23 protein-coding genes and 1 pseudogene are annotated in these 24,900 nt (G+C 70.5%); 13 read left to right on the forward strand and 11 right to left on the reverse strand.

The annotated features are described in order from the left end of the window. The first annotated feature begins 53 nt into the window (after window positions 1-53). Window positions 54-2,072, forward strand: coding sequence for a non-reducing end alpha-L-arabinofuranosidase family hydrolase (locus MQE23_RS04420; RefSeq protein ID WP_020276634.1), 2,019 nt, complete (start codon window positions 54-56; stop codon window positions 2,070-2,072). Here MQE23_RS04420 and MQE23_RS04425 read toward each other — a convergent pair. From MQE23_RS04425 to MQE23_RS04435, 3 genes are all read right to left on the reverse strand, one after another. Then, window positions 2,047-2,562 (reverse strand): TetR/AcrR family transcriptional regulator, encoded by a 516-nt coding sequence (locus MQE23_RS04425; RefSeq protein WP_243378306.1) that lies wholly within the window; start codon window positions 2,560-2,562, stop codon window positions 2,047-2,049. The genes MQE23_RS04420 and MQE23_RS04425 overlap by 26 nt on opposite strands. Window positions 2,563-2,754: 192 nt before the next feature. After that, window positions 2,755-3,726 carry a helix-turn-helix domain-containing protein gene (locus MQE23_RS04430; protein ID WP_243378307.1) on the reverse strand — a complete coding sequence of 324 codons (972 nt, stop codon included), beginning with the start codon at window positions 3,724-3,726 and terminating at the stop codon, window positions 2,755-2,757. Continuing rightward, window positions 3,716-3,970 (reverse strand): hypothetical protein, encoded by a 255-nt coding sequence (locus MQE23_RS04435; RefSeq protein ID WP_243378308.1) that lies wholly within the window; start codon window positions 3,968-3,970, stop codon window positions 3,716-3,718. Before MQE23_RS04435 ends, MQE23_RS04430 begins: the two co-directional genes overlap by 11 nt. Before the next feature lie 161 nt (window positions 3,971-4,131). On the opposite strand from MQE23_RS04435, the gene MQE23_RS04440 reads away from it, so the two are divergent. Continuing rightward, on the forward strand, window positions 4,132-4,326 hold the full coding sequence (locus MQE23_RS04440; RefSeq protein WP_020276638.1) for a hypothetical protein: 195 nt from the start codon (window positions 4,132-4,134) through the stop codon (window positions 4,324-4,326). 172 nt (window positions 4,327-4,498) lie between these two features. On the opposite strand, the gene MQE23_RS04445 is transcribed toward MQE23_RS04440, so the two are convergent. Beyond that, a complete protein-coding gene (locus tag MQE23_RS04445; protein ID WP_020276639.1) occupies window positions 4,499-4,693 on the reverse strand; it encodes a hypothetical protein in 195 nt (64 codons plus the stop codon). Window positions 4,694-4,850: 157 nt separating this feature from the next. On the opposite strand from MQE23_RS04445, the gene MQE23_RS04450 reads away from it, so the two are divergent. Together MQE23_RS04450 and MQE23_RS04455 are read left to right on the forward strand one after the other, a co-directional pair. Further along, window positions 4,851-5,744: an alpha/beta hydrolase gene (locus MQE23_RS04450; protein ID WP_037673137.1), complete on the forward strand. Its 894-nt coding sequence runs from the start codon at window positions 4,851-4,853 to the stop codon at window positions 5,742-5,744. Between the two features lie 91 nt (window positions 5,745-5,835). Next, window positions 5,836-6,615, forward strand: a pseudogene (locus MQE23_RS04455) (DUF418 domain-containing protein); the annotation flags it as partial. 27 nt (window positions 6,616-6,642) lie between these two features. On the opposite strand, the gene MQE23_RS04460 reads toward MQE23_RS04455, so the two are convergent. Beyond that, complete coding sequence (locus MQE23_RS04460; protein ID WP_037673146.1) at window positions 6,643-7,551, reverse strand: LysR family transcriptional regulator; 909 nt, start codon at window positions 7,549-7,551, stop codon at window positions 6,643-6,645. Window positions 7,552-7,683: 132 nt separating this feature from the next. On the opposite strand from MQE23_RS04460, the gene MQE23_RS04465 reads away from it, so the two are divergent. The 7 genes from MQE23_RS04465 to MQE23_RS04495 all read left to right on the forward strand — a co-directional run bounded on the left by MQE23_RS04465 (window position 7,684) and on the right by MQE23_RS04495 (window position 15,274). After that, window positions 7,684-8,802: a PrpF domain-containing protein gene (locus MQE23_RS04465; protein ID WP_243378309.1), complete on the forward strand. Its 1,119-nt coding sequence runs from the start codon at window positions 7,684-7,686 to the stop codon at window positions 8,800-8,802. Beyond that, the gene (dctA, locus tag MQE23_RS04470) at window positions 8,799-10,232 is read left to right on the forward strand and encodes a C4-dicarboxylate transporter DctA (RefSeq protein WP_243378310.1); all 1,434 of its coding nucleotides are present in this window, start codon (window positions 8,799-8,801) and stop codon (window positions 10,230-10,232) included. The genes MQE23_RS04465 and dctA overlap by 4 nt, the downstream gene beginning before the upstream one ends. Window positions 10,233-10,521: 289 nt before the next feature. Continuing rightward, window positions 10,522-11,529 (forward strand): NADP-dependent oxidoreductase, encoded by a 1,008-nt coding sequence (locus MQE23_RS04475; RefSeq protein WP_243378311.1) that lies wholly within the window; start codon window positions 10,522-10,524, stop codon window positions 11,527-11,529. A 21-nt stretch (window positions 11,530-11,550) separates the two neighbouring features. Next, window positions 11,551-12,603 carry an alcohol dehydrogenase catalytic domain-containing protein gene (locus tag MQE23_RS04480; protein ID WP_243378312.1) on the forward strand — a complete coding sequence of 351 codons (1,053 nt, stop codon included), beginning with the start codon at window positions 11,551-11,553 and terminating at the stop codon, window positions 12,601-12,603. Between the two features lie 127 nt (window positions 12,604-12,730). Next, window positions 12,731-13,063 carry a putative quinol monooxygenase gene (locus MQE23_RS04485; RefSeq protein ID WP_020273848.1) on the forward strand — a complete coding sequence of 111 codons (333 nt, stop codon included), beginning with the start codon at window positions 12,731-12,733 and terminating at the stop codon, window positions 13,061-13,063. A 145-nt stretch (window positions 13,064-13,208) separates the two neighbouring features. Further along, window positions 13,209-13,661, forward strand: a complete 453-nt coding sequence (locus MQE23_RS04490) for a DUF485 domain-containing protein (protein ID WP_037670357.1) — start codon at window positions 13,209-13,211, stop codon at window positions 13,659-13,661. Beyond that, a complete protein-coding gene (locus MQE23_RS04495; RefSeq protein ID WP_020273850.1) occupies window positions 13,658-15,274 on the forward strand; it encodes a cation acetate symporter in 1,617 nt (538 codons plus the stop codon). Before MQE23_RS04490 ends, MQE23_RS04495 begins: the two co-directional genes overlap by 4 nt. Before the next feature lie 62 nt (window positions 15,275-15,336). On the opposite strand, the gene MQE23_RS04500 is transcribed toward MQE23_RS04495, so the two are convergent. The 6 genes from MQE23_RS04500 to MQE23_RS04525 form a co-directional block, all read right to left on the reverse strand. Then, entirely contained in the window at window positions 15,337-17,757 is a 2,421-nt protein-coding gene (locus tag MQE23_RS04500; protein WP_037670339.1) for a SpoIIE family protein phosphatase, read from the reverse strand. A gap of 185 nt (window positions 17,758-17,942) precedes the next feature. Next, complete coding sequence (locus tag MQE23_RS04505) at window positions 17,943-19,220, reverse strand: ABC transporter substrate-binding protein (protein WP_020273852.1); 1,278 nt, start codon at window positions 19,218-19,220, stop codon at window positions 17,943-17,945. 5 nt (window positions 19,221-19,225) lie between these two features. After that, window positions 19,226-20,338, reverse strand: a complete 1,113-nt coding sequence (locus MQE23_RS04510; protein WP_020273853.1) for a branched-chain amino acid ABC transporter permease — start codon at window positions 20,336-20,338, stop codon at window positions 19,226-19,228. Next, window positions 20,335-21,216, reverse strand: a complete 882-nt coding sequence (locus MQE23_RS04515; protein WP_020273854.1) for a branched-chain amino acid ABC transporter permease — start codon at window positions 21,214-21,216, stop codon at window positions 20,335-20,337. Before MQE23_RS04515 ends, MQE23_RS04510 begins: the two co-directional genes overlap by 4 nt. Then, window positions 21,213-22,031 (reverse strand): ABC transporter ATP-binding protein, encoded by an 819-nt coding sequence (locus MQE23_RS04520; protein WP_020273855.1) that lies wholly within the window; start codon window positions 22,029-22,031, stop codon window positions 21,213-21,215. The genes MQE23_RS04515 and MQE23_RS04520 overlap by 4 nt, the downstream gene beginning before the upstream one ends. Continuing rightward, window positions 22,028-22,786: an ABC transporter ATP-binding protein gene (locus tag MQE23_RS04525; protein ID WP_020273856.1), complete on the reverse strand. Its 759-nt coding sequence runs from the start codon at window positions 22,784-22,786 to the stop codon at window positions 22,028-22,030. The genes MQE23_RS04520 and MQE23_RS04525 overlap by 4 nt, the downstream gene beginning before the upstream one ends. A gap of 188 nt (window positions 22,787-22,974) precedes the next feature. Between MQE23_RS04525 and MQE23_RS04530 the strand changes: the two genes are divergently transcribed. After that, window positions 22,975-24,270, forward strand: coding sequence for a helix-turn-helix domain-containing protein (locus tag MQE23_RS04530; protein ID WP_243378313.1), 1,296 nt, complete (start codon window positions 22,975-22,977; stop codon window positions 24,268-24,270). Then, window positions 24,267-24,887 (forward strand): TetR/AcrR family transcriptional regulator, encoded by a 621-nt coding sequence (locus MQE23_RS04535; RefSeq protein WP_243378314.1) that lies wholly within the window; start codon window positions 24,267-24,269, stop codon window positions 24,885-24,887. Before MQE23_RS04530 ends, MQE23_RS04535 begins: the two co-directional genes overlap by 4 nt. Window positions 24,888-24,900: the final 13 nt, after the last annotated feature.

Here is a 24,900-nt window from a genome sequence, read left to right on the forward strand (position 1 = left end):
TCCGATCCCACCGACCGCACCACCCAACCCCCCGCCAACCGCAGAGGAGAACCATGAACCCGCTGACGCGGCTCGGCCGTCGCCGAGCCTCGGTGTTATCCCTGGTGGCCGTGGCCGCCCTGGTGACACCCGTCGCCGCGACCGCCGCACCCGACGCCGTCCGGGCCTCCACGCTCGGGGCCCAAGCGGCCCAGTCCGGACGGTACTTCGGGACCGCCGTGGCCGCCGGAAGGCTCGGCGACGGCACGTACACCGGCATCCTGGGCCGCGAGTTCAACTCGGTCACACCCGAGAACGAGATGAAGTGGGACGCGACCGAGCGGTCCCGCGGACAGTTCACCTTCGGCGCCGCCGACCAGATCGTGAACGGCGCGACAGCCCGTGGCCAGCGCGTGCGGGGCCACACGCTGGTGTGGCACTCCCAGCTTCCCGACTGGGTCAAGGGCATCAGGGACGCGAACACGCTGCGCGGCGTGATGAACAACCACATCACCACGGTGATGAACCGCTACAAGGGCCGGATCCACTCCTGGGACGTGGTCAACGAGGCCTTCGCCGACGGCGGCAGCGGCCAGCTGCGCGGCTCGGTCTTCCGGGACGTCCTGGGCACCGGCTTCCTCGAGCAGGCCTTCCGCACCGCACGGTCGGCCGACCCGGCGGCCAAGCTCTGCTACAACGACTACAGCATCGAGAACTGGAACGACGCCAAGACCCAGGGCGTCTACCGCATGGTCCGCGACTTCAAGGCCCGCGGCGTGCCCATCGACTGCGTCGGTCTCCAGGCCCACTTCGGCGCCGGCGGTCCCCCCGGCAGCTTCCAGACGACGTTGTCGAACTTCGCCGCGCTCGGCGTGGACGTCCAGATCACCGAGCTGGACATCGCCCAGGCGCCGCCGAACGCGTACGCGAACACGGTGCGGGCCTGCATGAACGTGCGGCGGTGCACCGGCATCACCGTCTGGGGCATCCGCGACAGCGACTCCTGGCGCAGCGGCGAGAACCCCCTGCTGTTCGACCGCAACGGCAACAAGAAACCGGCCTACCAGGCAACGCTCAACGCACTGGGCGGATCGGCCGCGGCACAGCGCGCCGACACCCGTTCGCCCCGGTCCGCCGCCGCACTCCCCTCCTCCTTCCGCTGGAGCTCGAGCGGATCCCTGATCTCCCCCAAGTCGGACGCGACCCACAGGATCGCCGGGATCAAGGACCCGTCGGTCGTCCACCACAACGGCAAGTACCACGTGTTCGCGAGCACCGCGAACTCCTCCGGGTACAACCTGGTGTACCTGAACTTCAGTGACTGGTCGAAGGCGGGTTCGGCCACGCACCACTACCTCGACCGCACCGCCATCGGCGCCGGGTACCGGGCCGCGCCGCAGGTCTTCTACTACGCGCCGCAGCGCCTGTGGTACCTCGTCTACCAGACCGGCAACGCCTCGTACTCCACCAACCCCGACATCAGCAACCCCAACGGGTGGAGCGCCCCGCGCAACTTCTACGCGTCGATGCCGGACATCATCAAGCAGAACATCGGCAACGGACACTGGGTCGACATGTGGGTGATCTGCGACAGCGCCAACTGCTACTTGTTCTCGTCCGACGACAACGGGCACCTGTACCGCTCCCAGACGACCGTCGGCCAGTTCCCGAACGGCTTCACCAACACCGTCATCGCGGCGCGGGACTCCAAGTACGCCATGTTCGAAGCGAGCAACGTCTACAAGGTGCAGGGCAGTAACCAGTATCTGCTGCTCGTCGAGGCCATCGCCTCGGACGGCCGGCGCTACTTCCGGTCCTGGACCTCGAACAGCCTCGCCGGCTCCTGGTCACCGCTGGCCGCGTCCGAGGGCAACCCGTTCGCCAAGTCGAACAACGTGACGTTCCCCGCCGGTACCTGGACCCGGGACATCAGTCACGGCGAGATGATCCGCGCGAGCAACGACCAGACGCTCACGATCCCGGCCTGCAAGCTGCAGTACCTGTACCAGGGCAAGGATCCCAACGCCGGCGGCGACTACAACAGCCTGCCGTGGCGGCTGGGCCTGCTCACCCAGACCAACTCCACCTGCTGATCCGTTGACGACGTGGGCCCCGCCGCTCGTGCGGGGCCCCTTCGTCCAGCGGCACTTCAAGAAGGGCATGCTCACGGGGGCCATCAAGGGCTGACGCCAGTGGGGCGACGGCGAGCACGGCCCTCACCGGCATGGCGGCACGCCGCTGAAGGACCTCCGCGCGGTGTGGCTCCTCCGGGCTGCGGATCTCCCGGGTCCCCACGAACGCTTCGAGGCGGTGCCGGGCGTGGTAGCGCACGTGAGCCTCGGCGGCCCGGCGCAGCCGCTCCACCACGTCCTCACAGCCCGCGACGGCAGCGCGGTGGTTGCGCAGCAGGTCGTCCATCGTGCCGGTCATGATCTGGGTGAGCAGTTCCTGCTTGGACCCCACGTGCTTGTACAGACTCGGCCCGCGCATCACCACCGCTTCGCCGATGTCGGCCATCGTGGTGGCGGCGTACCCTCGCTCGGCGAACAGGACGAGGGCGGCGTTCCGGTCTCCACCGCACACGGTCCCGGAGCCCGACCGGCCGCCGTACGGCCCCGGGCGGTCACCGCCGACTGATTGCCGCGCTGTGACGTCACACTTCCCTGCCTTGTCCGCCGGCCGGCGACACGTAGCCGCATGCCCCATCCACTCCGCCCAGCTCACCGTGAGCCATCCGAGGTCGAACCCACCCCGGGAGGCCGCCCGCTGCGGCGATCACCAACTGGCCAGGAGCTTGAGCCGGTCTTCGGAAGAGGTGCCGGGCTCGGCGGTATAGACGGTCAGGTCGTACACCGCGCGGTCGGACAGCGGCAGATCCATGGATCGGTACGCCAGCTCCACTCGTCCGACGTCGGGGTGCCGCAGCCGCTTGATGCCGTAGTGGCGGATGCGGACGGGGTGTGCGGCCCACTGGGTGCAAAACCGGGTGCTGAGCGTGGACAGTTCGCCGATGAGCTCGCGCAGGGCACGGTCGCGGGGTTCGCGAGCGGCCTCGGCGCGTATCAGCGCGACAGTGGTCACGGCGGCGGCCTCCCAGTCGACGAAAAGATCGGCTGAGCCCGGATCGAGGAAGATGTAGCGGGCGATGTTCGGCCGACCGCGCCGGTCGGTCGTGTCGCTGTCGAACATCGGCGCGTTCAGAGCACGGAACAGCGCGTTATGGGCGATGACGTCCATGCGGCCGTTCCGCACGAAGGCCGACGACTTCGTCATGGAGTCGAGCATCCACTGGACGGAGGGCGGCACCTCGACATCCCTGTGGCGGCGAGGTGCGCTCCGGGCGGGACCGGCCGCCCGGACCAGGTCGAACAAGTACCTGCGCTCGTCCTCGTCCAGGTGCAGGGCCCGGGCGACCGCTTCCAGCACGGAGACGGACGCCCTCATGCGCCCCTGCTCGACCCGGGTGTAGTAGTCGGTGCTGATGGAAGCCAGCTGCGCGACCTCCTCGCGCCGCAGCCCGGGCACCCGGCGTGGGCCGCTGGTGGGCAGTCCGACCTGCTCCGGGGTGATCCTGGCTCGTCGGCCGGCGAGGAAGTCCCGGATGTCGGCGCGGTTCGCGGCGAGGTGGTCGGGGCTGGGGTCCCCGCGATCCGCGCCATTGGTGGATCGCCGCCCGGCAGAGCTCGGCGATGCGCCAGCACGGCGGCCTGGGGTGCCGATCGGCCCGGGACCGGCTTCACCAGGCATACGCCTGCCGGGCTTCCTCTGGTCCCGGCCAGATACGGTCGAGGCGTTCCATGACCTCGATGCCGAGGTGGCGCGGCGCGGGGAGGCCCTGCTCGGAGGTCAGGCCCAGGAAGTGCCGTGCGGTGGCGACTGGCTGGGCGAGGGCCACGTTCCAGCCGGCGACGTTGCTGCTGCCGACGCAACTGGCCGCCGGCTGCGGGCCGCGAGAGTGAGCCTCGAAGGCGCGCATCACGCCGCCGCGCATGGAGGGCTCCTTGCATACGGGGGACCGGCCGCGTCTGACGACCGGGCCGCTGACTGCGACGGCATCCAGGTAACAGGTGTCCCGGGCGGGCAACCAGTTGCTGATGAACCACGTACCGGTAGTACGTCCCTGAGCCCGAGCCGGCGGCGTACGGCCCGGGTGTGGACCTCTACAACTCCCTGACCTTCGACATCGACCCCAGCGTCACCGCGATCAGCGCGATCCTCATCGCCTTCGCCATCCTCGCCCTCGGCCTGATGGCCCTGGTGCGCTGGCTCGGCTCAGGACGGCAGAACTCCCTGCTCTCCGTCGAGACCGCGACAGGCATCGCCGCACCCGGAGGTGAGGCCCTATGACCACTCATGCGATCTGACTATCGACACGTCCTGGCGGCCGACAGTGCTCGTTCACCGGCGGAATCTCTGGCATGGGGGTTGCCTGCCTCTGTCACGGGGCAGGCCCCTCGCGCCGCGGGCGTGAGGGGCCTGCCGGTGCCGGGTGGCGGTGGCGCTACTGGCCGGCCGGCCCTCAGTTGAAAATGTCCAGGAGGTCGGGCGCGGCTCTGAGTAGGTTGCCGCTGCGGCCCTCGCGCGGACGACTTCCGGCCCGCCGCACGCCTCGACCGCGAAGGACGCCGAAGACCTTGGCGAACGCGGCCGGGTCGCGAAACTCCACCCCGAACGCCCGGCCGTCCAGCAGCGACAGACCAGCGCGTCGCCCCACGACCGGAGCAGCCCGCCGTCCAACAGGTACAGGGTCCTCATCTGTCAAAGCACTCCCCCGCGGGGTCGTCGCCCGTCTGCCTATTGCGCGAAGAAGAGCGAGCGTCCATTATCAGGAATCCTGTTATTTTAAAGTTGTAGCGAAGGGTGGCCGAGGCATGCCATTGAGTCCCGGAATCCAGGCCAGGGGGATCCAACTGCTGCTCGGTCGGATGATGTCGCGGGTCCACAAGGACCTGCGCTTCGCGGACATCCCGAAGCGGACCGAAGCCCTCTTGGTGGAGACCGGCGCCGGCCCGGTGCCCTGCACGGTCTACCGTCCGCCGGCCGACACCGGAACTCCTGCCCCCGTGTACGTCAACTTCCACGGCGGCGGTTTCGTGGTCGGCCGCCCGGAGCAGGACGACCACATCTGCCGTTACATAGCCGCCACGGCCGGCTGTGTCGTGATCAACGTGGACTATGCCGTCGCCCCGCAGCGGCAGTTTCCGGTGCCCGTCACCCAGGCGTACGACGTGACCGAGTGGGTCGCCGAGAACGGTCCCGCGGGCGGCTGGGACGGCTCGCGCCTTGCCGTGGGCGGACACAGCGCCGGGGCCAACCTGACGGCCGCCGTCTGCCGCATGGCCCGGGACCGCGGTAGCTTCTCGCCCCGGCTTCAGATCATCGACTCCGCTCCGCTCGATCAGCTCGCCGACCCTGCCACCAAGCAGTCCCCCATCGCCAAGCCGCTGCTCAGCCCTCAGCTCATGCGGGTCTTCACGGCCGCCTATGTCCCCGAGCCCGCCCACCGTGCCGATCCCCTTGTCTCACCCGCACTGGCCGATGATCTCGCCGGGCTCCCTCCCGCCCTGGTCATCACCGCGGAGAACGACCGCCTGCGTGAGGAGGGCGACGCCTACGCCAAGGCTCTGGAGGCCGCCGGCGTTCCGGTCATCCACCGTGTCTTCGAGGGAGTCGATCACTACTTCACCCACACCGGTCCGGTGCCGGCGGGGAAGGCCGCCATCGACATCATGGCAACCACCTTGCGCACCGCATTCAGCATCTGATGCCGTGGCGGGTGTGGCGGCGGCCTTCGGCACCGCTGACCAGGGCGGCCGAGCCACCCCGGCCCGGACCTCATCGGATGTGCTTCGCCGGCTCGTACTGCCGCTGTACCGGCTGGACGCCAAGCCACTGGCGCTTGTCGCCGCGGGATGTGCCCTGATCGGCCCACAACTGCTGTACGTGCTGCGGCCGGTGGTCGGCGATCGTGCGTTCCCCACCGTCGGCCAGGCCGACGGCATCGTCTCGCTGCTCTTCACCGGCGGCTACCCGGCTCTGACCTGGGTCCCGTTCGTCCTCGCCGGCATGGCCGTCGCCCGCCTCGACCTGGCCGCCACCGCCGTACGCATACGCCTCGCCCTCACCGGCGTCGCCCTCGCCGTCACCGGCTACGGCGGCTCCTGGCTGGCGCTGCGCCTCGTGCCCGGCGCCGCCGAAGCCCTCCGGAAAACCGCATGGGGCAGGGCATGTCGTCCGCATCGCCCGGCAGTGACGGCATTTTCGGCGACACCCCGGCCGGCATGCTGGTCGCCTCCCCGCACAGCGAGGCGACCCTGTCCATCGTGGGCAACACCGGTGTGGCGATCCTGGTGATCACCGTGTGCCTGGCCGCCATGGACGCCTTCCCCCGGCTGCGCCGCCTGGCCGGGCCCGTCATCGCGGTCGGCTCGATGTCACTGACCGCGTACGTCTGCCACATCGTCGCCATCTGGTTCCTGGACACCGAGGAAGCGACCGTCCCGCCCCCTGTACATCCTGCTCGGCTTCATCGCGTCCGTCACCGTCCTCGCCACCGTTTGGTCCCGCTTCTTCCAAAGGGGGCCGCTCGAACGGCTGATGGGCAGGGTGACCGGGATCGCCCGGCGCATTCGATGAGACGAACCCGCGGCCGACACATGGCGCTCATGACGCCGTGTCGGCCGAGGCAGCGTCGCGCAGGAAACCCGCGAAGGCCTGGGCGGCAGGCGTGAGGACGTGGTCGCTCATGCGGACCAGGAGGATACGGCGTACGGGGGCGGGTGGTTGGAGTGGCAGGACGCTGACGCCGGCTCGGATGCCTTCAAGGGCGAGGGTGGGCGCGAGGGCGACGCCGATGCCCGCGGCGACCATGGCCTGGGCCTCCTGGTAGTCATGGGCCTCGTAGGCGATCTGCGGTTCGAAACCGGCCGCGTGGCAGCTGCGGGCGAGGGCCTCGGCCACCGGGTGGTGGTCGGCACGGGTGATCCAGGGGTCGTCCGCGAAATCGGCGAGGGCGGCCGAAGAGCGGTCGGAGAGGGGGTGGTCCTTGCTGACGAGGAGGGCCGGCGGGTCGTCGGCGAGTGGGGTGACGACGATGTCCTCGCGGTCGATGCGGTTCCAGTCGTAGTCCCACATCAGGGACATCTCGACCTCCCGGTTCTCCAGCATCGCCCACAAGCCCGCGATGCGGGCGCTGCGCACGGTCAGCCGCACGTCGGGGTGCGCTTCCCGGAATGCGATCACGGCCCGCGGGAGGAGGGAGGCGCCGACGGTGGGGAAGGTTCCGACCCGGAGAGTGCCCGCGCGCAGCCCCGCGAAGTCGGCGAGTTCGTTCTCCGCGGCCGTCAGTTCGCGCTCGATCCGCTCCCCGCGTTCGGCCAGGGCGCGGCCCGCGTCGGTGAGCGTGACGCCCCGCGCATGGCGTTCCAACAGGGGCTGCCCGGCCTCCGCTTCCAGGCGGCTGACCTGCTGGGACACCGCTGACGGCGTGTAGTTGAGGGCCCGCGCGGTCGCGGTGACCGAGCCTCGGCGGGCGACTTCGGTGAAGAGCAGGATGCGCCGGACGTCCAGCACCACAGCACCTCCAGCATTAACTACAGCTTAATAGCTGTGCAGATTTCCGAGATTGTACTTCACGCTCTTCGCGCCCAGTGTGGATCGCACCCCGCACGGAAGTGCCGTCGGGGTTGCCATGAGGAGTCTGTTGTGTTGCGTCTGCAGGGCGAGATGATCCGCGGCGGTACGAGCAAGTGCTGGATCTTCGACCACCAAGCGGTGGCCGCGACCGGTGTGGACGCCGACACCCTGCTGCTCGCCGCCTACAACGCCGCCGACCCCCGCCAGATCGACGGCGTCGGCGGCGCCTCCTCCACCACGTCCAAGGCCGCGATCGTCCGGATGTCGGCCGAGCCGGGCGTCGACGTCGAGTACGCCTTCGCCCAGGTCGGCATCGGTGACGAGCGCGTGGAGTGGGCAAGCAACTGCGGCAACTGCGCCACCGCCGTCGCTCTGTACGCCGTCCACAACGGCCTGGTGCCGGTCACGTCGGAGTCCACCACAGTGCGGATGCTCAACGTCAACACCGGGGCCCGGCTCACCGGCACCATCCCCACCCCGGGGCGCACGGCTCCCGACGAGGGCACGGCCGCGGTGCCCGGCACCGCCGCACTCGGCGTGCCGGTCCTGCTCGGCTTCGAGGACCCGGCGGGTTCGACGACGGGTCGTACCCTTCCGACCGGCCGTGCCCTGGACACCCTGAGCGGGCCGACCGGCCGGGTCGAAGCGTCTCTGGTCGACGCCGGTGCCCCGGCCGCGCTGTTCGAGGCCAAGGCCTTCGGTCTGCAGGGCACCGAATCCCTGGCCGAGTTCGCCGCGGCGTTGCCCGCGCTCACCGTGCTGCGCCGTCAGGCCGCCCTCGCCATGGGCCTGGCCAAGGAGCACGATCCCGTCAGCCACGCCGTGCCGAAGGTCGGCGTGCTCGCCCGGCCCGCCCCCTACCGCACCTCCGACGGCACCCCGGTCGGAGAGGACGACCACGACCTGGCCGTACGCATGGTCTCCATGCACGCCCCCCACCCGGCGATCGGCCTCACCTCAGCCGTCGCCCTGGCCACCGCGGCCGCCATCCCCGGCAGCCTCGCCCACCGCGTAGCCCGGCAGACCGCCGACGGCATGCTCCGCCTGGGCACCCCGGCCGGTGTCATCACCGCCCGAGCCGTACCCGCGGCGGACGGCGCTTCCCGCACGGTGCTGCTGCACCGCGCCGCCCGCCGCATCGCCCGAGCCGAACTCCTCGTTCCCGTCCTGGAAGGACGCCCCGCATGAGCCGCAACGACGCCGCCCCGGGTACCGTCGCCGCGCTACCCGGCCGCATCCGCCGCGCGCTGTCCCTGCTCTACGTCCAGTGCCTGATAGGCGTTCTCGCCGGGGCCGCCGTCGGCTGGCTGTGGCCGTCGTTCGGAGCCGATCTGAAACCGCTGGGCGACGGGTTCATCGCCCTGGTGCGCATGATGATCGCGCCGGTCATCTTCTGTACCGTCGTCCACGGCATCGCCTCCATGGGCAACGCGCGTGCCGTCGGCCGCGTCAGCCTCAAAGCGCTGATCTACTTCGAGGTCCTGACGACCGTCGCCATGGTGATCGGCCTGGTCGTCGTCAACATCGTCAAGCCGGGCAGCGGACTGCACGTCGACCCCTCCACCCTCTCCACCGAGGGCCTGCCGCCGGAGGCGACCCAGAGCCACGAGAGCGTCTCCGCGTTCGTCCTCTCCATCATTCCGGACACCCTGCCCAGCGCGCTGACCGGCCACGAGATCCTGCCGGTGCTGCTGATCTCGGTCCTGTTCGGCTTCGGGCTGAACGCCGCCGGCGAGGCGGGTGCGGGAATCACCCAGGGCGTCGAAAAGCTGTCCAAGGTCCTGTTCACGCTCATCCGCTGGGTCATGCGGCTGGCCCCGATCGGCGCCTTCGGCTCCATGGCCTTCACGATCGGCAGCTACGGTCTGGACACCCTGCGCCACCTCTCCCTGCTGGTCGGCTCCTTCTGGCTCACCGCCCTGTTCTTCGTCCTGGTCGTCCTCGGTACGGTCATGCGCATCAACGGCCTGCGTCTGCTGCCCTTCCTCCGCTACATCAAGGAGGAGCTGCTGATCGTCCTGGGTACCTCGTCCAGCGAGCCGGTGCTGCCGCGCATGATGGCCAAACTCCAGCACGCGGGCGCCTCGAAGCCGGTCGTCGGCATCACGCTGCCCGCCGGGTACTCCTTCAACCTCGACGGCACCGCGATCTACCTGACCATGGGCTCGGTCTTCCTCGCCCAGGCCCTGGGTATCGACCTCAGCCTCACCCAGCAACTGACGATGCTCGCCGTCATGCTGCTCACGTCCAAGGGCGCCGCCGGCGTCACCGGCTCCGGATTCATCGCCCTGGCCGCCACCCTCAGCGCCGTTCCGCACGTCCCCGTCGCCGCCCTGGCCCTCATCTTCGGCATCGACCGCTTCATGTCCGAGGCCCGGGCCCTGACCAGCGTGATCGGTAACGGTGTCGCCACCCTGGCGGTGGCCAAGTGGGAGGGACAGCTCGACGAGGACCGCGCCAAGGCGGTCCTCCGCGGCGATGTCCCGTACACCCCGGTCCCCGAGGACGAAACCACCGCCGAGCCGCAGGCCGCCCCCGTCCCCGGTGAGAAGCCCGCGGAGGCCGGCCCGAAGCCGGGGGCAGAGACGGACCGCGACCCCGTGCCCGCCGTCGGCTGACGCGGCCCTCCCCACGTCCGGCCCGGAGCCCTTGCTCCGGGCCGGACGCATCTCGCAGCGCAGCAGATGATCGCGGCAGACTCCCGACCCCGGCTCACTCGACCACCGGTCACCGGTCACCGGTCACACCGCACCGGATCCCTCTTGCCTCCGACGGGACGGCACCGTACGCTCACCGCTCGTACCGACCAGCCGGTATGTCGGATGGAAGGGTCGGTACGCGACAACGGCGGGCCTGCGACGGGCGCTGACCGCCGATCCCACGCGACCGTCGAAGGAGCCGCCGGAGATGAGCAGAATCAACCACCAGGTGCGTCTGGCCGCACGTCCCGTGGGCGAGCCGCGGCCCACCGACTGGGAGCACGTCGAGGAGCCGGCCGGGGAGCCGGGCGACGGGGAATTCTTGGTGCAGGTGCTCTGCCTGTCGATCGACCCGGCGATGCGCGGCTGGATGAACGCGGGCCGGTCCTACATCCGTCCGGTGGAGATCGGCGAGGTGATGCGCGCCGGCGCGGTGGGAAGGGTGATCGCCTCCCGGCATTCCGGGTTCACGGTCGGCGACCATGTGTCGGGCTCGTTCGGCGTCCAGGAGTACTGCGTGTCGGGCGGCCGCGACGTGACCAAGGTCGACCCGGAGGCCGCCCCCTTGCCGACGTATCTCGGCACTCTCGGCATGTCGGGACTGACGGCCTACTTCGGCCTGATCGACATCGGGCGTCCCGAGCCCGGCCAGACCGTCGTCGTCTCCGGAGCGGCGGGGGCGGTCGGCAGTGTCGTCGGGCAGATCGCCAAGATCCTTGGCTGCCGGGTCATCGGCATCGCCGGCGGCGAGTCCAAGTGCCGGCTGGTGGTCGACGAGTTCGGCTTCGACGCCGCGATCGACTACCAGAAGGAGGACATCCGCAAGGCGCTGCGCGAACACGCCCCCGACGGCGTCGACGTGTACTTCGACAACGTCGGCGGTGACGTTCTGGACGCGGTGCTGCTGCGGCTGGCGCGCGGTGCCCGCATCGTCGTCTGCGGAGCGATCTCCCAGTACAACAGCACGACCCCGCAAGGCCCCGCCAACTACCTGTCGCTGCTGGTGAACCGCGCCTCCATGACGGGCATGGTGGTGTTCGACTACGCCGACCGGTACGCCGAGGGCGTCGCGCAACTGGCCGCATGGCGGGCGGAGGGCCGGCTGAAGTCCCTGGAGGACGTCGTGCCCGGCGGCGTGGCGGCGTTCCCCGACACCCTGATGCGGCTCTTCCGTGGTGAGAACCACGGCAAGCTCGTGCTGAAGATCGCGGACTGACCGGGCGGAGGGAGGAATCCGGTGAAAGCACTGAGCTACCACGGACGTCACGACATCCGCTACGGGGACGTCCCCGAGCCCGCCGTCACCAACCCCACCGATGCGGTCGTCCAGGTCACCACGGCCGGTATCTGCGGCAGCGACCTGCACATCTACCACGGCAACCCGTTCAGTCCGGAGCTGGGCTACACACCGGGACACGAGTGCGTCGGTGTGGTGGCCGACACCGGCGACCAGGTCACCCGCTTCAAGCCCGGCGACCGGGTTCTGGTGCCGGCCTCGGCCGGCTGTGCCGAGTGCCGGTCGTGCGCGGCCGGATTCACCGCCCGGTGCGAGCGCGCCAAGTCCAGCACGGAACTCTGCTACGGGGTGAGCCCACAGCTTCAGGGCAGCCAGGCCCAGGCCCTCGCGGTGCCGTACGCCGATGTCAATCTGGTGCACCTGCCCGAGGACATCTCCGACGAGGCCGCGGTCGTCCTGACGGACAACGCCCCCACGGCCTGGTACGGCTGCCGCCGTGCGCGCATCCAGCCCGGTGAGACGGTCCTGGTCGTCGGCCTCGGCCCGGTCGGCCTCATGGCCGCCCAGGGCGCCTTCGCGATGGGCGCCGCGCGGGTGCTGGGCGCGGACCTGGTCGCGGAACGCCGGGCTTTCGCCGCCACCCTGGGTGTCGAGCCGGTCGAGGGCGAGGACGCGCGGACGGCCATTCGGGAGATGACGGGCGGACGCGGACCGGACGCCGTGGTGGAGGCCGTGGGCTCGGACGCCACGATCGAGCTCGCCCTCAAGGCCGTCCGGCAGGCCGGCCGGGTCAGCGTCATCGGGGTCAGCCAGACCAAGGCGTTCCCTTTCCACATGGGGCTGGCGCAGGTCAAGGAACTGGAGTTCGCCATCGGACTGTGCTCGGTGCACTACGAACTCCCTCCCCTGATCGCCCTGACCCGTGCCGGCCGGATCAAGCCCGAGGTGGTCGTCTCCCACCGCTACGCCCTCTCCGAAGGCCCGGCGGCCTACGGACTGTTCGCCGACCGGTCCGACGGCGTGCGCAAGATCCTCCTCGATCCCACCCGCTGATCCTGCATGAGAGGGAAGACATGGCTTCCCTCTCACACAGGGCACTTCCTGGCGCGGGTGAACTGCCCATGCGCGGCTGACGTCGTACGGTCTTGTCACCACGCGTCACGAGGAGACAGGAAGGCCGATGATCTTCATCACCGCCAAGTTCCGAGTCCGCCCCGAGCATGCCGACCGGTGGCCGGACATCACCGCCGACTTCACCGAAGCCACGCGCCGAGAGCCCGGCTGCCTCTGGTTCGACTGGTCGCGAAGCCTGACGGACCCCACGGAGTACGTCCTGGTCGAGGCCTTCCGCGATGACGAAGCAGGCGCTGCTCACGTGCAGTCGGCGCACTTCAGGGCCGCGCAGCAGACCTTGCCGCCGCATCTGGCCGAGACACCCCGCATCGTGAACGCGAACGTTCCGCAGGACGACTGGTCACTCCTGGGCGAGATGGCCGTCGACGAGCAGGGGTAAGACGGCCTCCGACTGCGGCCGGCTCAACGCCGAAATGTGACCTACGGCAGGCTTACGGGCATTCCAACCAGTCGGTATGGTGCGCCGCCTGAAGCATCCTTTCCCGTTCACCGCACGGATCCGTGCCGTAGTGGAAGGCCAGGCGATGACATACGCAGACGAGAACCGGTACCCACCCTCAGCACCCACGGGATGGCCGGAGTCGTACGGGCACGACGCCCCGCGGTACGACTCGTACGGGTGGCAAGCCCCTTGGGACGCGCCCTACGCCCCGTACGCACACGAGACCCATCGGGGCGACGCCGACCTCGCCGCCCTCCGCTCGGCCTACCGTCTGCTCCGCCGGGTCTCCACGCTCACCGCGCTCGGCTCCTTCGTGGTGTACGTCGTGCTGTCCTGCTACGCGCCCGGCCTGATGGGATCCAAGATCACCGGAGAGTGGAGCCTGGGCATGGCCTTGGGCGTCCTCCAACTCGTCGTCACCTTCGCGGCGGTCTTCTGGTACGGGCGCAGCGCGCAACGCTCGGTGGATCCGCTGGCCCGCGCAGTCAGGGAGCGGGCGGTTCCCGCCGGCGGGAGCGCGGGGACGGCGAGATGAACGACTTCAGCTCCGGGACACAGGCCCTCGTCCTGGTTCTGTTCACCACGCTGGTCACCGTCACGCTGATGATGTGCGTCATGGCGGGACCGGACCGCGACGACCTGGCGAACTTCTACACCGGCTACCTGTCGCTCACCCCGCTCAAGAACGGCCTGGCGATCGCGGGCGACTACATCTCCGCGGCCACCGTGCTGAGCACCACCGGCATCATCGCGCTCGCCGGATACGACGGCTATGTCCTTGCGGTCAGCACCGCCCTGTCCCTGGTGCTGCTGATGTTCCTGCTGGCCGAACCCCTGCGCAACGCCGGCAAGTTCACCATGGGCGACGTCCTCGCCCGCACCATGCCGGGACGGGCCGTGCGTATCGCCGCCTGCTTGGTGACCCTCTCGGCGACCCTGCCCTTCCTGGTCGTCCAGCTCTCCGGAGCCGGGTCGCTGCTCACCTTCATCCTGGACATTCCGTACGCCGCGGGCGCCAGGACGGCGTGCATCGTCATCGTCGGCACACTGATGATCATCTACGCGGCGATCGGCGGTATGCGGGGCACCGCACTCATTCAGATGATCAAGATCGTGCTCCTGCTCGGCACCAGCACCGTCGTCGCCGCTCTCGTGCTCAACCGCTTCGACTGGAACCCCGGCGACATCCTCAGGGCAGCCCAGCACGGCAGCGGCGCGGGCCCCGCCTACCTCCGGCAGGGTCTGCAGCTCGGCACTTCCACCGGTGGCCTGCTGGACTTCGTCAGTCTCCAGATCACCGTCATCCTCGGCGTGGCCTGCCTGCCGCACATCACGATGCGCCTGTACTCCGCGCAGGACGTACCGGCCGTGCGTCGCTCCATGTCATGGGCGGTCGGCACGGTCACCACCTTCTGCCTGCTCGTGATCATCATGGGTACGGGCGCGGCGGCCCTGGTGGGATCGCAGCACATCATCGCGGCCGACCCGCACGGCAGAACATCGGTGCTCATGCTGCCCCAGGTGCTCGGCGGGGCCCCCGGCTCCGCGGGCGCGACGATCCTGTACTCGGCCGTGGCAGGCATGGTGTTCATCACCCTGCTGTCGTCGGTCGCGGGCATGACCCTGGCAGCGGCTTCGTCACTCGCCCACGACCTGTTCGCCCATGCGGTGCGGCGAGGACAGGCCGAGCCCCGTACCGAGATGACGGTGGCGGCCTGGACGAGCGTCGCCGTGGGGATCGTCGCCATCGGGCTCGCCACCATGGTGCAGAACTGGGACGTCGGCGTGCTGACCACGCTGGCCATCTGCATAGGGGCATCGGCGGTGGCACCCGCGCTCACCTACTCCCTGTTCTGGCGAGGGTTCACACGCACCGGCCTGCTCGCCACCCTCTACGGCGGCGCGGCCTGCGCGTTGCTGCTCATGGTCTTCTCCAGGGCCGTTTCGGGGACGCCGTCCGCCGTCTTCCCGCATGCCGACTTCGACCTGTTCCCCATGCAGTCCACCGGGCTGGTCTCCATCCCGTTCGGCTACCTCGCGGGCTGGCTGGGCAGCCGTCTGGACCACCGTCGCCGTGCCGCCGGCAGCCGTGAGCAGCGGCGCCTGTACGAGGAGAGCGAGGCACGGCTGCTCGCCGCGGCCGAATGACCACGGCGGCGCGTGCGGGCCGGCTCCGGGCGGCCTCCCGCGCCGCCCGCGGCCCTGGACGGTCAGACGGGCGTGCCGGTCAGCCGTTGCTCGGTCCACACGGTCTTGCCCTCGCGGGTGTAACGGGTACCCCAGCGTTCGGTCATCTGGGCCACCAGGAACAGGCCGCGCCCGCCCTCGTCGGTCGTACGGGCGCGGCGCAGGTGTGGTGAGGTGTGGCTGGTGTCGCTGACCTCGCACACCAGACACTGCTCACGGATCAGCCGCAGGGTCGCGGGGCCGCCGGCGTAGCGATAGACGTTGGTGACCAGTTCGCTGGCGACCAACTCGGTGGTGAACGCCAAGTGCTCCAGACCCCACTCGGTCAGCTTGGCCGAGATCAAAGCCCTGGCCCGGCCGGCGCTGGCAGGCTCCGGCGGCAGACGCCAGGAGGCGACGTTGTCCGGTGGCAGCATGCGAGTGCGGGCGATCAGCAGGACGACGTCGTCACTGGGGCGCGAGGGCACCAGCGCGTCGACCACCGCTTGGCAGGTGCGCTCCAGCGCGCCCGCGGGGCGGGCGAGCGCTGCACACAGCTTCGTCAGGCCGATGTCGGCATCGATGTGGCGCTCGCCGATGATTCCGTTGGTGTACAGGCACAGCAGGCTTCCCTCGGCCAGTTCGATGTCCCGGGCCTCGAACGGCAGGCCGCCCAGGCCGAGCGGTGGCCCGGCGGGCAGGTCGAGCAGAGCCACTTGTCCGTCCGGAGCTGTCACCACCGGCGGCGGATGACCGGCGCGGGCCACGGAGCAGCGTCCGGAAGCCGGGTCGTACACGGCGTACAGGCACGTGGCGCCGACGACCTGCTCACCCACGGGCCGTTCGCCGACCGCTTCCTGTTCGGCCGCCAGCAGGTTGACCAGGTCGTCGAGGCGGGAGAGGACCTCGTCCGGTTCCAGGTCGAGGCTGGCGAGTGTATGGACGGCGGTGCGCAGCCGGCCCATGGTGGCGGCAGCGTGGATGCCGCGTCCCACCACGTCGCCGACGACGAGGGCGACCCGCGCCCCGGACAGGGGAATGACGTCGAACCAGTCGCCGCCCAGACCCGGCCCCGCGCTGGCGGGCAGGTACCGCAGGGCCACCTCGACGGCCGGCTGGTCCGGAACCGACCGGGGCAGAAGGCTGCTCTGCAGAGTGAACGCGGTCTGCTGCTGCTGGGTGAATCGCCGGGCGTTGTCGACGGCGACGGCGGCGCGCGAGGCGAGTTCCTGAGCGAGGGTGAGGTCGTCCGCCTCGAAGGCATCGGGGCGGCGCGAGCGCCACAGGGTCATCACACCGAGCACCAGGCCACGCGCGGCAAGAGGTACCACGATCAGGGAGTGGGCGCTCAGGTCCGGAGCCTGGGCTCCCTGACGGCCTGCCGCCGAGACCCAGTCGGGCGGGAGAACCGGCTCCAGGACGGGCCGGCCCTCGGCCAGGCACCCGGCCTGAGGTGTCTCGGGCCCGAACTCCACGCGCTCGCCCTCGGGGTGGGGCGGGCCGGGTTGCTGGGCACCGACGCTGCAGGTCCCCAGCCGGACCACGGGCCCTGCCACGGAGCGCACCGGTTCCTCACCGCGCGTCACCGCCTGAAGCAGGTCCACCGACGCATGGTCGGCGAGGTGAGGCACCATCACTTCGGCCAGTTCCCGGGCGGTCTCGGCCACGTCGAGCGTGGTCCCGATACGGCTGCCCACCTGGTCGAGGAGCGCGAGCCGACGCTGGGCCCGATGGCGGTCGGTGATGTCCTCGATCATCTCGGCCACGCCCAGGACGCGGCCGGAGGGATCCTCCATCCGGAAGGACGAGACCAACGCGACCCGCTCCCGTGCCGGATCCTGCTCCAGGCGAACGAACTGCTCGGAGTAGACCAGGGGTCTGCCGGTCTGCATCACCTGGCGCACACGGTCCACAGCCTTGCGCGCGTCGTCGGAGAGGAGCAACCGGCCGGTGGACAGCCCCCGGAAGTCCGCTGCCGGGACGCCGCTGAACCGTTCGATGGCCCGATTGACCCGGAGAATCCTCTGGTCGGGGCCGTGGATGACCAAGCCGATCGGGCACTGGCGGTACAGTCCGTCGAGAACCGCGCGGTCCCTTTGCCATTCGAGGACGTCATCCGCGGGTGCCCCGGCAAGAAACCACTCACGGCCCCGGTCACCGCGTGACAGCTCATGGGCCCTGAGCCCCAGCTCCACGAGCTGCCCGTCGCGGTGGCGCAGTGTGAGTACGCCGAACCAGCCACCGGCTCTCCTGCACTTCGCCGCGGCCTCGGTGACAGCCGGCAGATCACGAGGATCGACGAGGACCTCGAACGCCGGACGACCGATCACGGCTGTGTCCGGATGGCCGAGCAGCTCCTGAGCCCGCCGGTTCCATCCGACCACCACGCCCCGGTCGTCGAGCACCACCAGGGCGGCGAGGTGCAGGGCGAACGGATCGTCGTGGCTTTCGCTGAGCTCCGTCATCGGCTTCTCCACCGCTGGACACCACCGTGTACTCGGTCGCCGATGTTCAGCCTATTGAAACCCGGCGGAGGCCGCGGCCTTGTCCGGCGCGCGGCGCGGCGTGGCGGGCAAGAGGGGGCATGACGGGCTGCGGGGCCGGTCCCCAGGGGTCGGTGCCTCGACCCCTGGGGACCGGCCCCGCAGGCTCACTTCGCCGGCGGGCCGAACTCCTTGCGGGTGTCCACCGGCTTGCCGAACAGCTGCCACCGCTCGCCCTTGAACCGCATCAGCTGCATCGTCTCGATCGGGAAGGCGTCATCGGGCCCGGTGGAGAGAGTGACACCGGGGAGCAGCATGTCCACCTTGACGTCCTTGAGGTTGCGCACCGCGTCCCGCAGCCCCTCCCTGGTCGGGCACTTCATCGCGTCCAGGGCCTTGTGCAGGCTGGAGGCGGCGGCCCAGCCGTAGGCGTTGAACTGGTTGGCCGGGTCGGAGCCGGGCGCGTGCTCGCGCAGCGCGTCCCGGTACGTCTTCATCTCCGCGTCGTCCGCCCACTGCGGGTCGGCGGGGTCCTTGAAGTAGGTCGCCGAGACCACGCCCTGGACGTTCTTGAACCCGACGGGCTTCAGCACGGTGGCGGACGAGGACACGTTGTTCACGATGTGCAGCGGGTTCCACTTGGTGTTCTTGGCATCGGCGGCGAGTGCCTGGCTGCCGAACTTCGGGGTGGTGATGTTGAGCAGCACATCCGCCTCGGACCGGGCGAGGCTGGTCATCTGCGCCGAGACGGAGGGGTCGGTGACCTCGTAGCTCTCCTCGGCGACGACCTTGATGCCGCTGTCGGCGACGGCCTCCTTGAACCCGCCGAGCAGATCCTTGCCGAAGTCGTCGTTCTGGAAGAGGACGGCGACCTTGGCCTTCGGCTTCTCCTCCTTGAGGTATTTGGCGTACACGCGTGCCTCGGAGATGTAGTTGGGCTGCCAGCCGGTGGTCCACGGGTGCTTGTCGTCCGTGCCCCAGACGGAGGCGCCGGTGGCGACGAAGGGCTGCGGCACCTTCCGCTTGTCGAGGTAGTCCCACACGGCGGCCGTGGACGGGGTGCCCAGGGTCTGGAAGACGGCGAAGACCTTCTCCTGCTCGACGAGTCTGCGGGCCTCCTCGACCGCCTTGGGCGGCTGGTAGCCGTCGTCGCGGACGATGAACTCCACTGTGCGGCCGTCGATGCCGCCCTTGTCGTTGACGTGCTTGAAGTAGGCGTTCACGCCCTTGCTGATCGTGCCGTACGCGGAGGCGGGTCCCGACAGCGGGTAGATGCCGCCCAGCTTGATGCTCTTGTCGGTGATGCCGGTGGTCTGCTGGCCCTGGCACGCGCCGTCGGCGGCGGCGTCCTTGTCGTCCTGCCCGCGCTGGCTGGTGCAGGCGGTGGCGAGGAGCAGGGCGGCGGACGCGGCCGCGGCCGCCCGCACAGTGGTTTTCTTGCGCATGCGATTCATTCCTTTTCCGTGCGGGGCGGTGCGCCCACGGGTTCGGCATCGGCAGGGGCGGGATCCGCCGGGGTGGGGGGCGCGGAGGGTTCGGGTTCGGGTTCGGGCGCCTGGTCGGCGTCGCTGGCGGTGCGAGAGGAGCGACGGGCTGCGGCGCTCCGGACTCGTGCCGCCAGACCGGCCAGTCCCGTCGGCGCCACGAACATCACCGCGATGATCAGCAGGCCGAACACCACACCGGGCGCCGCCTCGCTGATGTCCTGGGCCACGCTCGGCACGTACATCACGAAGGCCGCCCCCAGCAGCGGTCCGTACAGCGAGGCGAGTCCTCCGACCACCAGGCCGGCCAGCAGCGTGATGGACAGGACGAAGCTGAACGAGTCGGGTGAGACGAAGCCGATCACCCAGGTGTAGACGCACCCGGAGACGCCCGCGAACAGCGCGCTCCACGCGAAGGCGAGGGTCTTGTGCAGCGACAGCCGTACGCCCATGACCTCCGCGGCGCTCTCGTTGTCCCGCACGGCGAGCAGTGCCCGGCCGATGCGGGACCGCAGCAGGTTGCGGGCGAGCAGCAGGGCCACCGCGGTGACGGTGAGGACGACGAAGTAGGTCCACTGGTCCTCGGCCAGCCCGCTCCACGCGGGCGGCTGCATCTTGTCCACGGTCAGGCCCATCGAGCCGCCCGTGACCGGTTCGAGCCGCTTGAGCAACGGCGGCAGGAACACCGCGAAGGCGAGGGTGACCAGGGCCAGGTACAGCCCGCGCAGCCGCAGGGCGGGCACCCCGAAACCGAGGCCCAGCAGGAAGCATCCGGCGGCCGCGACCGGCAGCGTGGCCAGGTGGCCGGTGTCGTACCGGTCGAGCATGACCGCCGCCGTGTAGGCCCCGGCCGCGAAGAACGCGCCGTGCCCGAGCGAGATCTGCCCGCCGAAGCCGACCAGCAGATTCAGTCCGGCCAGCGCCACGGCGTACAGCAGCACCATGGTCAGCTGGAAGACCTGGAAGGGGGCGAAGTAGAACGGTGCGCACAGGGCGACCGCCGCCACGAGCAGCGCGGTGAGCGCGGCCCGCAGACGCCGGGCGCGGTCGGTGCCGAGGGTTGCGACGATCGTGCTCATGCGCGCTCCACCGCCGCCCGTCCGAACAGGCCCTGGGGCCGTACCAGCAGCACCGCCAGGATGATCACCAGGGGTACGCCCACCTTCAGATCGGCGCCGACGACGTCCACGTACGCCCCGGCCAGCGTCTCGGCGACGCCCACGCACAGGCCGCCGACGACCGCGCCGACCGGGCTGTCGAAGCCTCCGAGGGTGGCCGCGGCGAACGCGTAGATCAGCACCCCGCCCATCATGTTGGGCTCGAGGAACAGCAGCGGGGCGACGAGCACGCCCGACACCGCGCCGACCGTCGCGGCCAGCCCCCAGCCGAGCATCAGCACGCGGCCCACTCGGATGCCCGACAGCCGGGCGGAGGCGGGGTTGCAGGCGACCGCCCGCATCACCAGGCCGGCGGAGGTGTGCTGGAACAGCAGATACAGCAGCCCCATCACTGCGGCGACGACCGCGATGATCCCGAGGGTCGACCAGTCCACGCGTGCCCCGGCCAGGTCGATCCCGCCGTCGGGGAACGGCTGTGGGAAGTCCTTCACGGTGAAGGACCAGATGAGGCCGGCCATCGCGTTGACGAAGATGAACAGACCCACCGTGACGATGACCATCGTCAGCTCGGGCGCGTTCCGCACGGGACGGATGACGATCCGCTCGACCAGCATGCCGCCGGCGAAGGACACCGCCAGGGTGACCGGCAGCGCGAGCCAGAAGGACATCCCGGACGCCACGAGCTGCCACGCCACGTACGTGGAGATCATGGCGAGCTCACCCTGCGCGAAGTTCACGATCCCGGTGAACCGGTGGATCAGCACCAGGGCCAGCGCCAGGCTGGCGTAGACCGCGCCGGAGCCGACCCCTTCCACCACTTGCTGGAGCAGTTCGGTCACGGCGCTCCCCCGTCCTTTCCGGAGCGGACGGAGACACCGAGGTACACCTCGGCGACCTGCCCGTCCTCGCGGATCTCCCGGGACGGCCCGGACAGCACCAGGCGGCCGGCCTCCAGTACGTGCGCCCGGTGCGCGACATCGAGTGCGAGCTGGGCGTTCTGTTCGACGACGACCACGGTGGTGCGTTCCTCCTCGTTGACGGCACGGACGATCTCGAACAGCTCCCGCGTGACCAGCGGCGCGAGCCCCAGCGACGGCTCGTCCAGGAGCAGCAGGGCGGGCCGCAGCATCAGCGCCCTGCCGATGGCGAGCATCTGCTGTTCGCCGCCGCTGAGGCTGCCGGCGGCCTGGCGGGACCGCTGGCGCAGCTTGGGGAAGTAGTCGTAGATCCGTTCCAGGTCGGCCGCCACGGCCGCCCGTTCGGCGCTGCCCCGCCGCCACCGCCCGGTGCGCACGTGGGCGCCGACGCGCAGGTTCTCCTCGACGGTCAGGTCGTTGAAGGTGCCCCGGCCCTCGGGTACGTGCGCCACGCCGAGACGGGCGGTCTGCTCGGGCGAGCGGCCCAGCAGCTCCGTGCCGTTCAACGTCACCGAGCCGCGTCCGCGGACCATGCCGCACAGGGCCCGCAGAGTTGTCGTCTTGCCCGCGCCGTTGGGCCCGAGGATCGCGCACACCTCGCCGCGTGCGACGGAGAAGTCGAGCCCCTGGAGCACGCGGGCCTGGCCGTATCCGGCATGCAGGCCGGCGACCTTCAGGAAGTCCGGCTCCGCCTCCGCCCGCGCGGCTTCGGCGCTGTCGGTGGTGGGTTCCGTCATGCCGCCACCCCCAGGTACGCCTCGATGACCGCCGGGTCGCGCTGGATCTCCTCCGGCGAGCCCTCGGCGATCTTGCGCCCGAAGTCGAGGCAGATCACCTTGTCGCACAGGCCCATCACGAAGCCCATGTGGTGTTCGACCACCACGAGCGTGAGGTCGAACTCCTCGCGCACCGACCGGACCAGATCCGCGAATTGGCCGACCTCGCCGTGGCTGAGCCCGTTGACGGGTTCGTCGAGGAGCAGCAGCCGGGGCCGTACCGCGAGCGCCCGGGCGAGTTCGACGCGTTTGAGCGTGCCGAACGGCAGCCCGGAGGCGGGGTGGTCGGCGACCTCCGCCAGGCCGAGGCGCCGTAGCAGGTCGTCCGCCTGGTCACGTAGCTCCCTCTCCTCCCGCCGGACGCGGGGCAGCCGGAGCGCCGCGGCGAGGTGTCCTGTGCGCCCCCGGCTGTGGGCGCCGACCATGACGTTCTCCCGGACCGTGAGCAGCGGGAACAGACCCAGGTTCTGGAAGGTGCGGGCGATGCCGCGCCCGGCCACGGAGTGCGGCGGGAGGGCGAGCAGGTCCTCGTCGTCGAACCGCACCGTCCCCGCATCGGGGGTGCAGCGCCTGGTGAGGCAGTTGAACAAGGTGGTCTTGCCGGCTCCGTTCGGTCCGATGAGCCCCACGGCGGTGCCCGGCTCGACGGTGAACGCGACACCGTCCAGTGCCGTGATCCCGCCGAAGCGCACGCTGATACCGTCGACCGCGAGCATGAGTGACGCCCCTTCCGAGGTGCTGGGGGGTGGGCGAGCGTCACAGTAGGTGGGGGCCTTCCGAGCGCACATTGGGTGCGAGCACCCAACTTCGAGGCCACCGACTTGTGCGCCGCGCCCAGCTCCCCCGGTATGTCGCCCGCCGGGCCTGTTGACGGGACACGAGAACGCCAGCGACGATCGGCGCCATGTCTCGCGGACCCGCCCTGGGCGCCCCCGCACCCTCCGACCCGCTCAGCCGGGAGCGGCACCGGATCCTGCACGCCGTCCAGGACCGGCTCGAGGACGTGGCGAGTTCCGCCGTCGCGGTGATGCGCACGGAGATCCCGTCGTACGCGCTGCAGGACGAGCGGTTCTTCGACGACGTACGGGACCAGGTCCTCACGCACTACCGGATGCAGCTGGCGGCGCTGGCCGGCGACCGGGACATCGCCCCCGAGGACCTGGTCTTCAGCCGCGCGGCGGCCATGCGCAGAGCACGCGCGGGGTTCGCCCTGGAGGACTGGATCAGTGCCTTCCGGGTCGGCCGGCAGGTGTTGTGGGACGTGCTGCTGGACTGCGCGGGCACGTCCGCCGAGGCACAGCAGGCCGCGCTGTCCCTCGTCACACCGCTGATGCGGTACGTCGACTTCGCCAGCACGCATGCCGCGCAGGCCTATGTCGAGTACCAGCAGCACGTGGTCGCCGACGCGGACCGGGAGCGCCGGGACCTCCTGGACCAGCTCCTGGCCGGCGCGGCACCGACGCGCGGTCCGCTGCTCGCCGCGGCTCAGGCGTACGGCATCGGGCCGCACTCGCCGATGATGGCGGTCGTGGCGGTGTGCGTCGGCGACACCCGCACCGGTGACCTCACCTCGGCCGAGCACGGCTATGCGACCAGCGCGTCCATCGGCATCGCCGGGCCCTGGGCCGGCCGGACCCTGGTCGTCGTGCGCCACGGCGAGGTGGTGGCCGTGCCGGTGGTCCGCACCGGCATGGACGCGGAGGACATCTGTGCCCACTTCGAGGCGGTGCAGCGGCGGCTCGCGCGAGAGGGAACCATGCTCGCCATGGGCATCAGCACGGTCGCCGAGGGCGCCGGCGAACTGCCCCGCGCCTACGAGGAGGCACGGGCCGCCCTCGACCTCGTGCCGAGCGGAGGCGGGGTGGCGGCACTGCCGCGCCTGTCCCCCTTCGACTACCTGGCGCTGCGCGCCGACGACCTCGCCCGCCAGCTGGTCGATCCCCGCGTGCGGGCGCTGCTGGAGGAGGACCGCAGACGTGGCGACCCGCTGGCGGCCACCGTACGGGCCTTCGCGGAGGCCGACCTCAACCTGCGGCTGGCCGCCGACCGGCTGCGGATACACCACAACACGGCGCACTACCGGTTGCGCCGGATCGAGGAACGCACCGGGCGCAATCCGCGCCGGATCGCCGACCTCCTGGAACTGCTGGTCGCCCTCGCCATCCGCGACGGGGCCGGGGAAGGCGGGGATCACCAGTGAGCGGCATCGTGGAGTCGGCGGGGACCGAAGAGGCACCTACCGCGCAGAACCGGACGGTCCGGAGTGCGCTGCTGGACGCCGCGCTGGAGGTGTTCACCGAGCGCGGTTACGCCGATGCCGGTCTCGCCGAGATCGCGGCTCGCTCCGGCATCCCGGTGGGCAGCCTCTTCCAGCACTACGGCGGGAAGCGAGGGCTTTACCTCGCTCTCTGGGAGGAGTTCCGGGAGGCACAGGAGCGCCGGACCGCGGCCACGCTGGCCGGCGAGCGAGGCCGTGGCGTGGACGACCCCATCGCCCTTTTCGTGGCAGGAGCCAGGGCGTACCTGGAAGGCGCCTGGGACAACCGGCGGTTCGGCAGACTGCTCGTGGAGGATGACGGCCCCACGGGATTCGACGCGCTGCGCCGCCAGTGGGACCGCGCGTGGGTCCGGCGCAACGCCCGGCTCCTGGAGGTGGACGAGAAGCGCCGTGCCGGTCGGGTCCGGGTGAGAGTGCTCACCACGGTGATCGGCGGGGCGGCACGCGAGCTGGGCGACTGCGAGGACGAGACGGAGGCCCAGGAGATCGTGGACGAGGTGTGCGGCATCCTGATCCACCTGTCGGCACCGCCCGGCTGAAACGCCCGGCGCC

The organism is Streptomyces sp. HP-A2021 (assembly GCF_022807935.1).
Classification (GTDB): Bacteria; Actinomycetota; Actinomycetes; order Streptomycetales; family Streptomycetaceae; genus Streptomyces; species Streptomyces afghaniensis.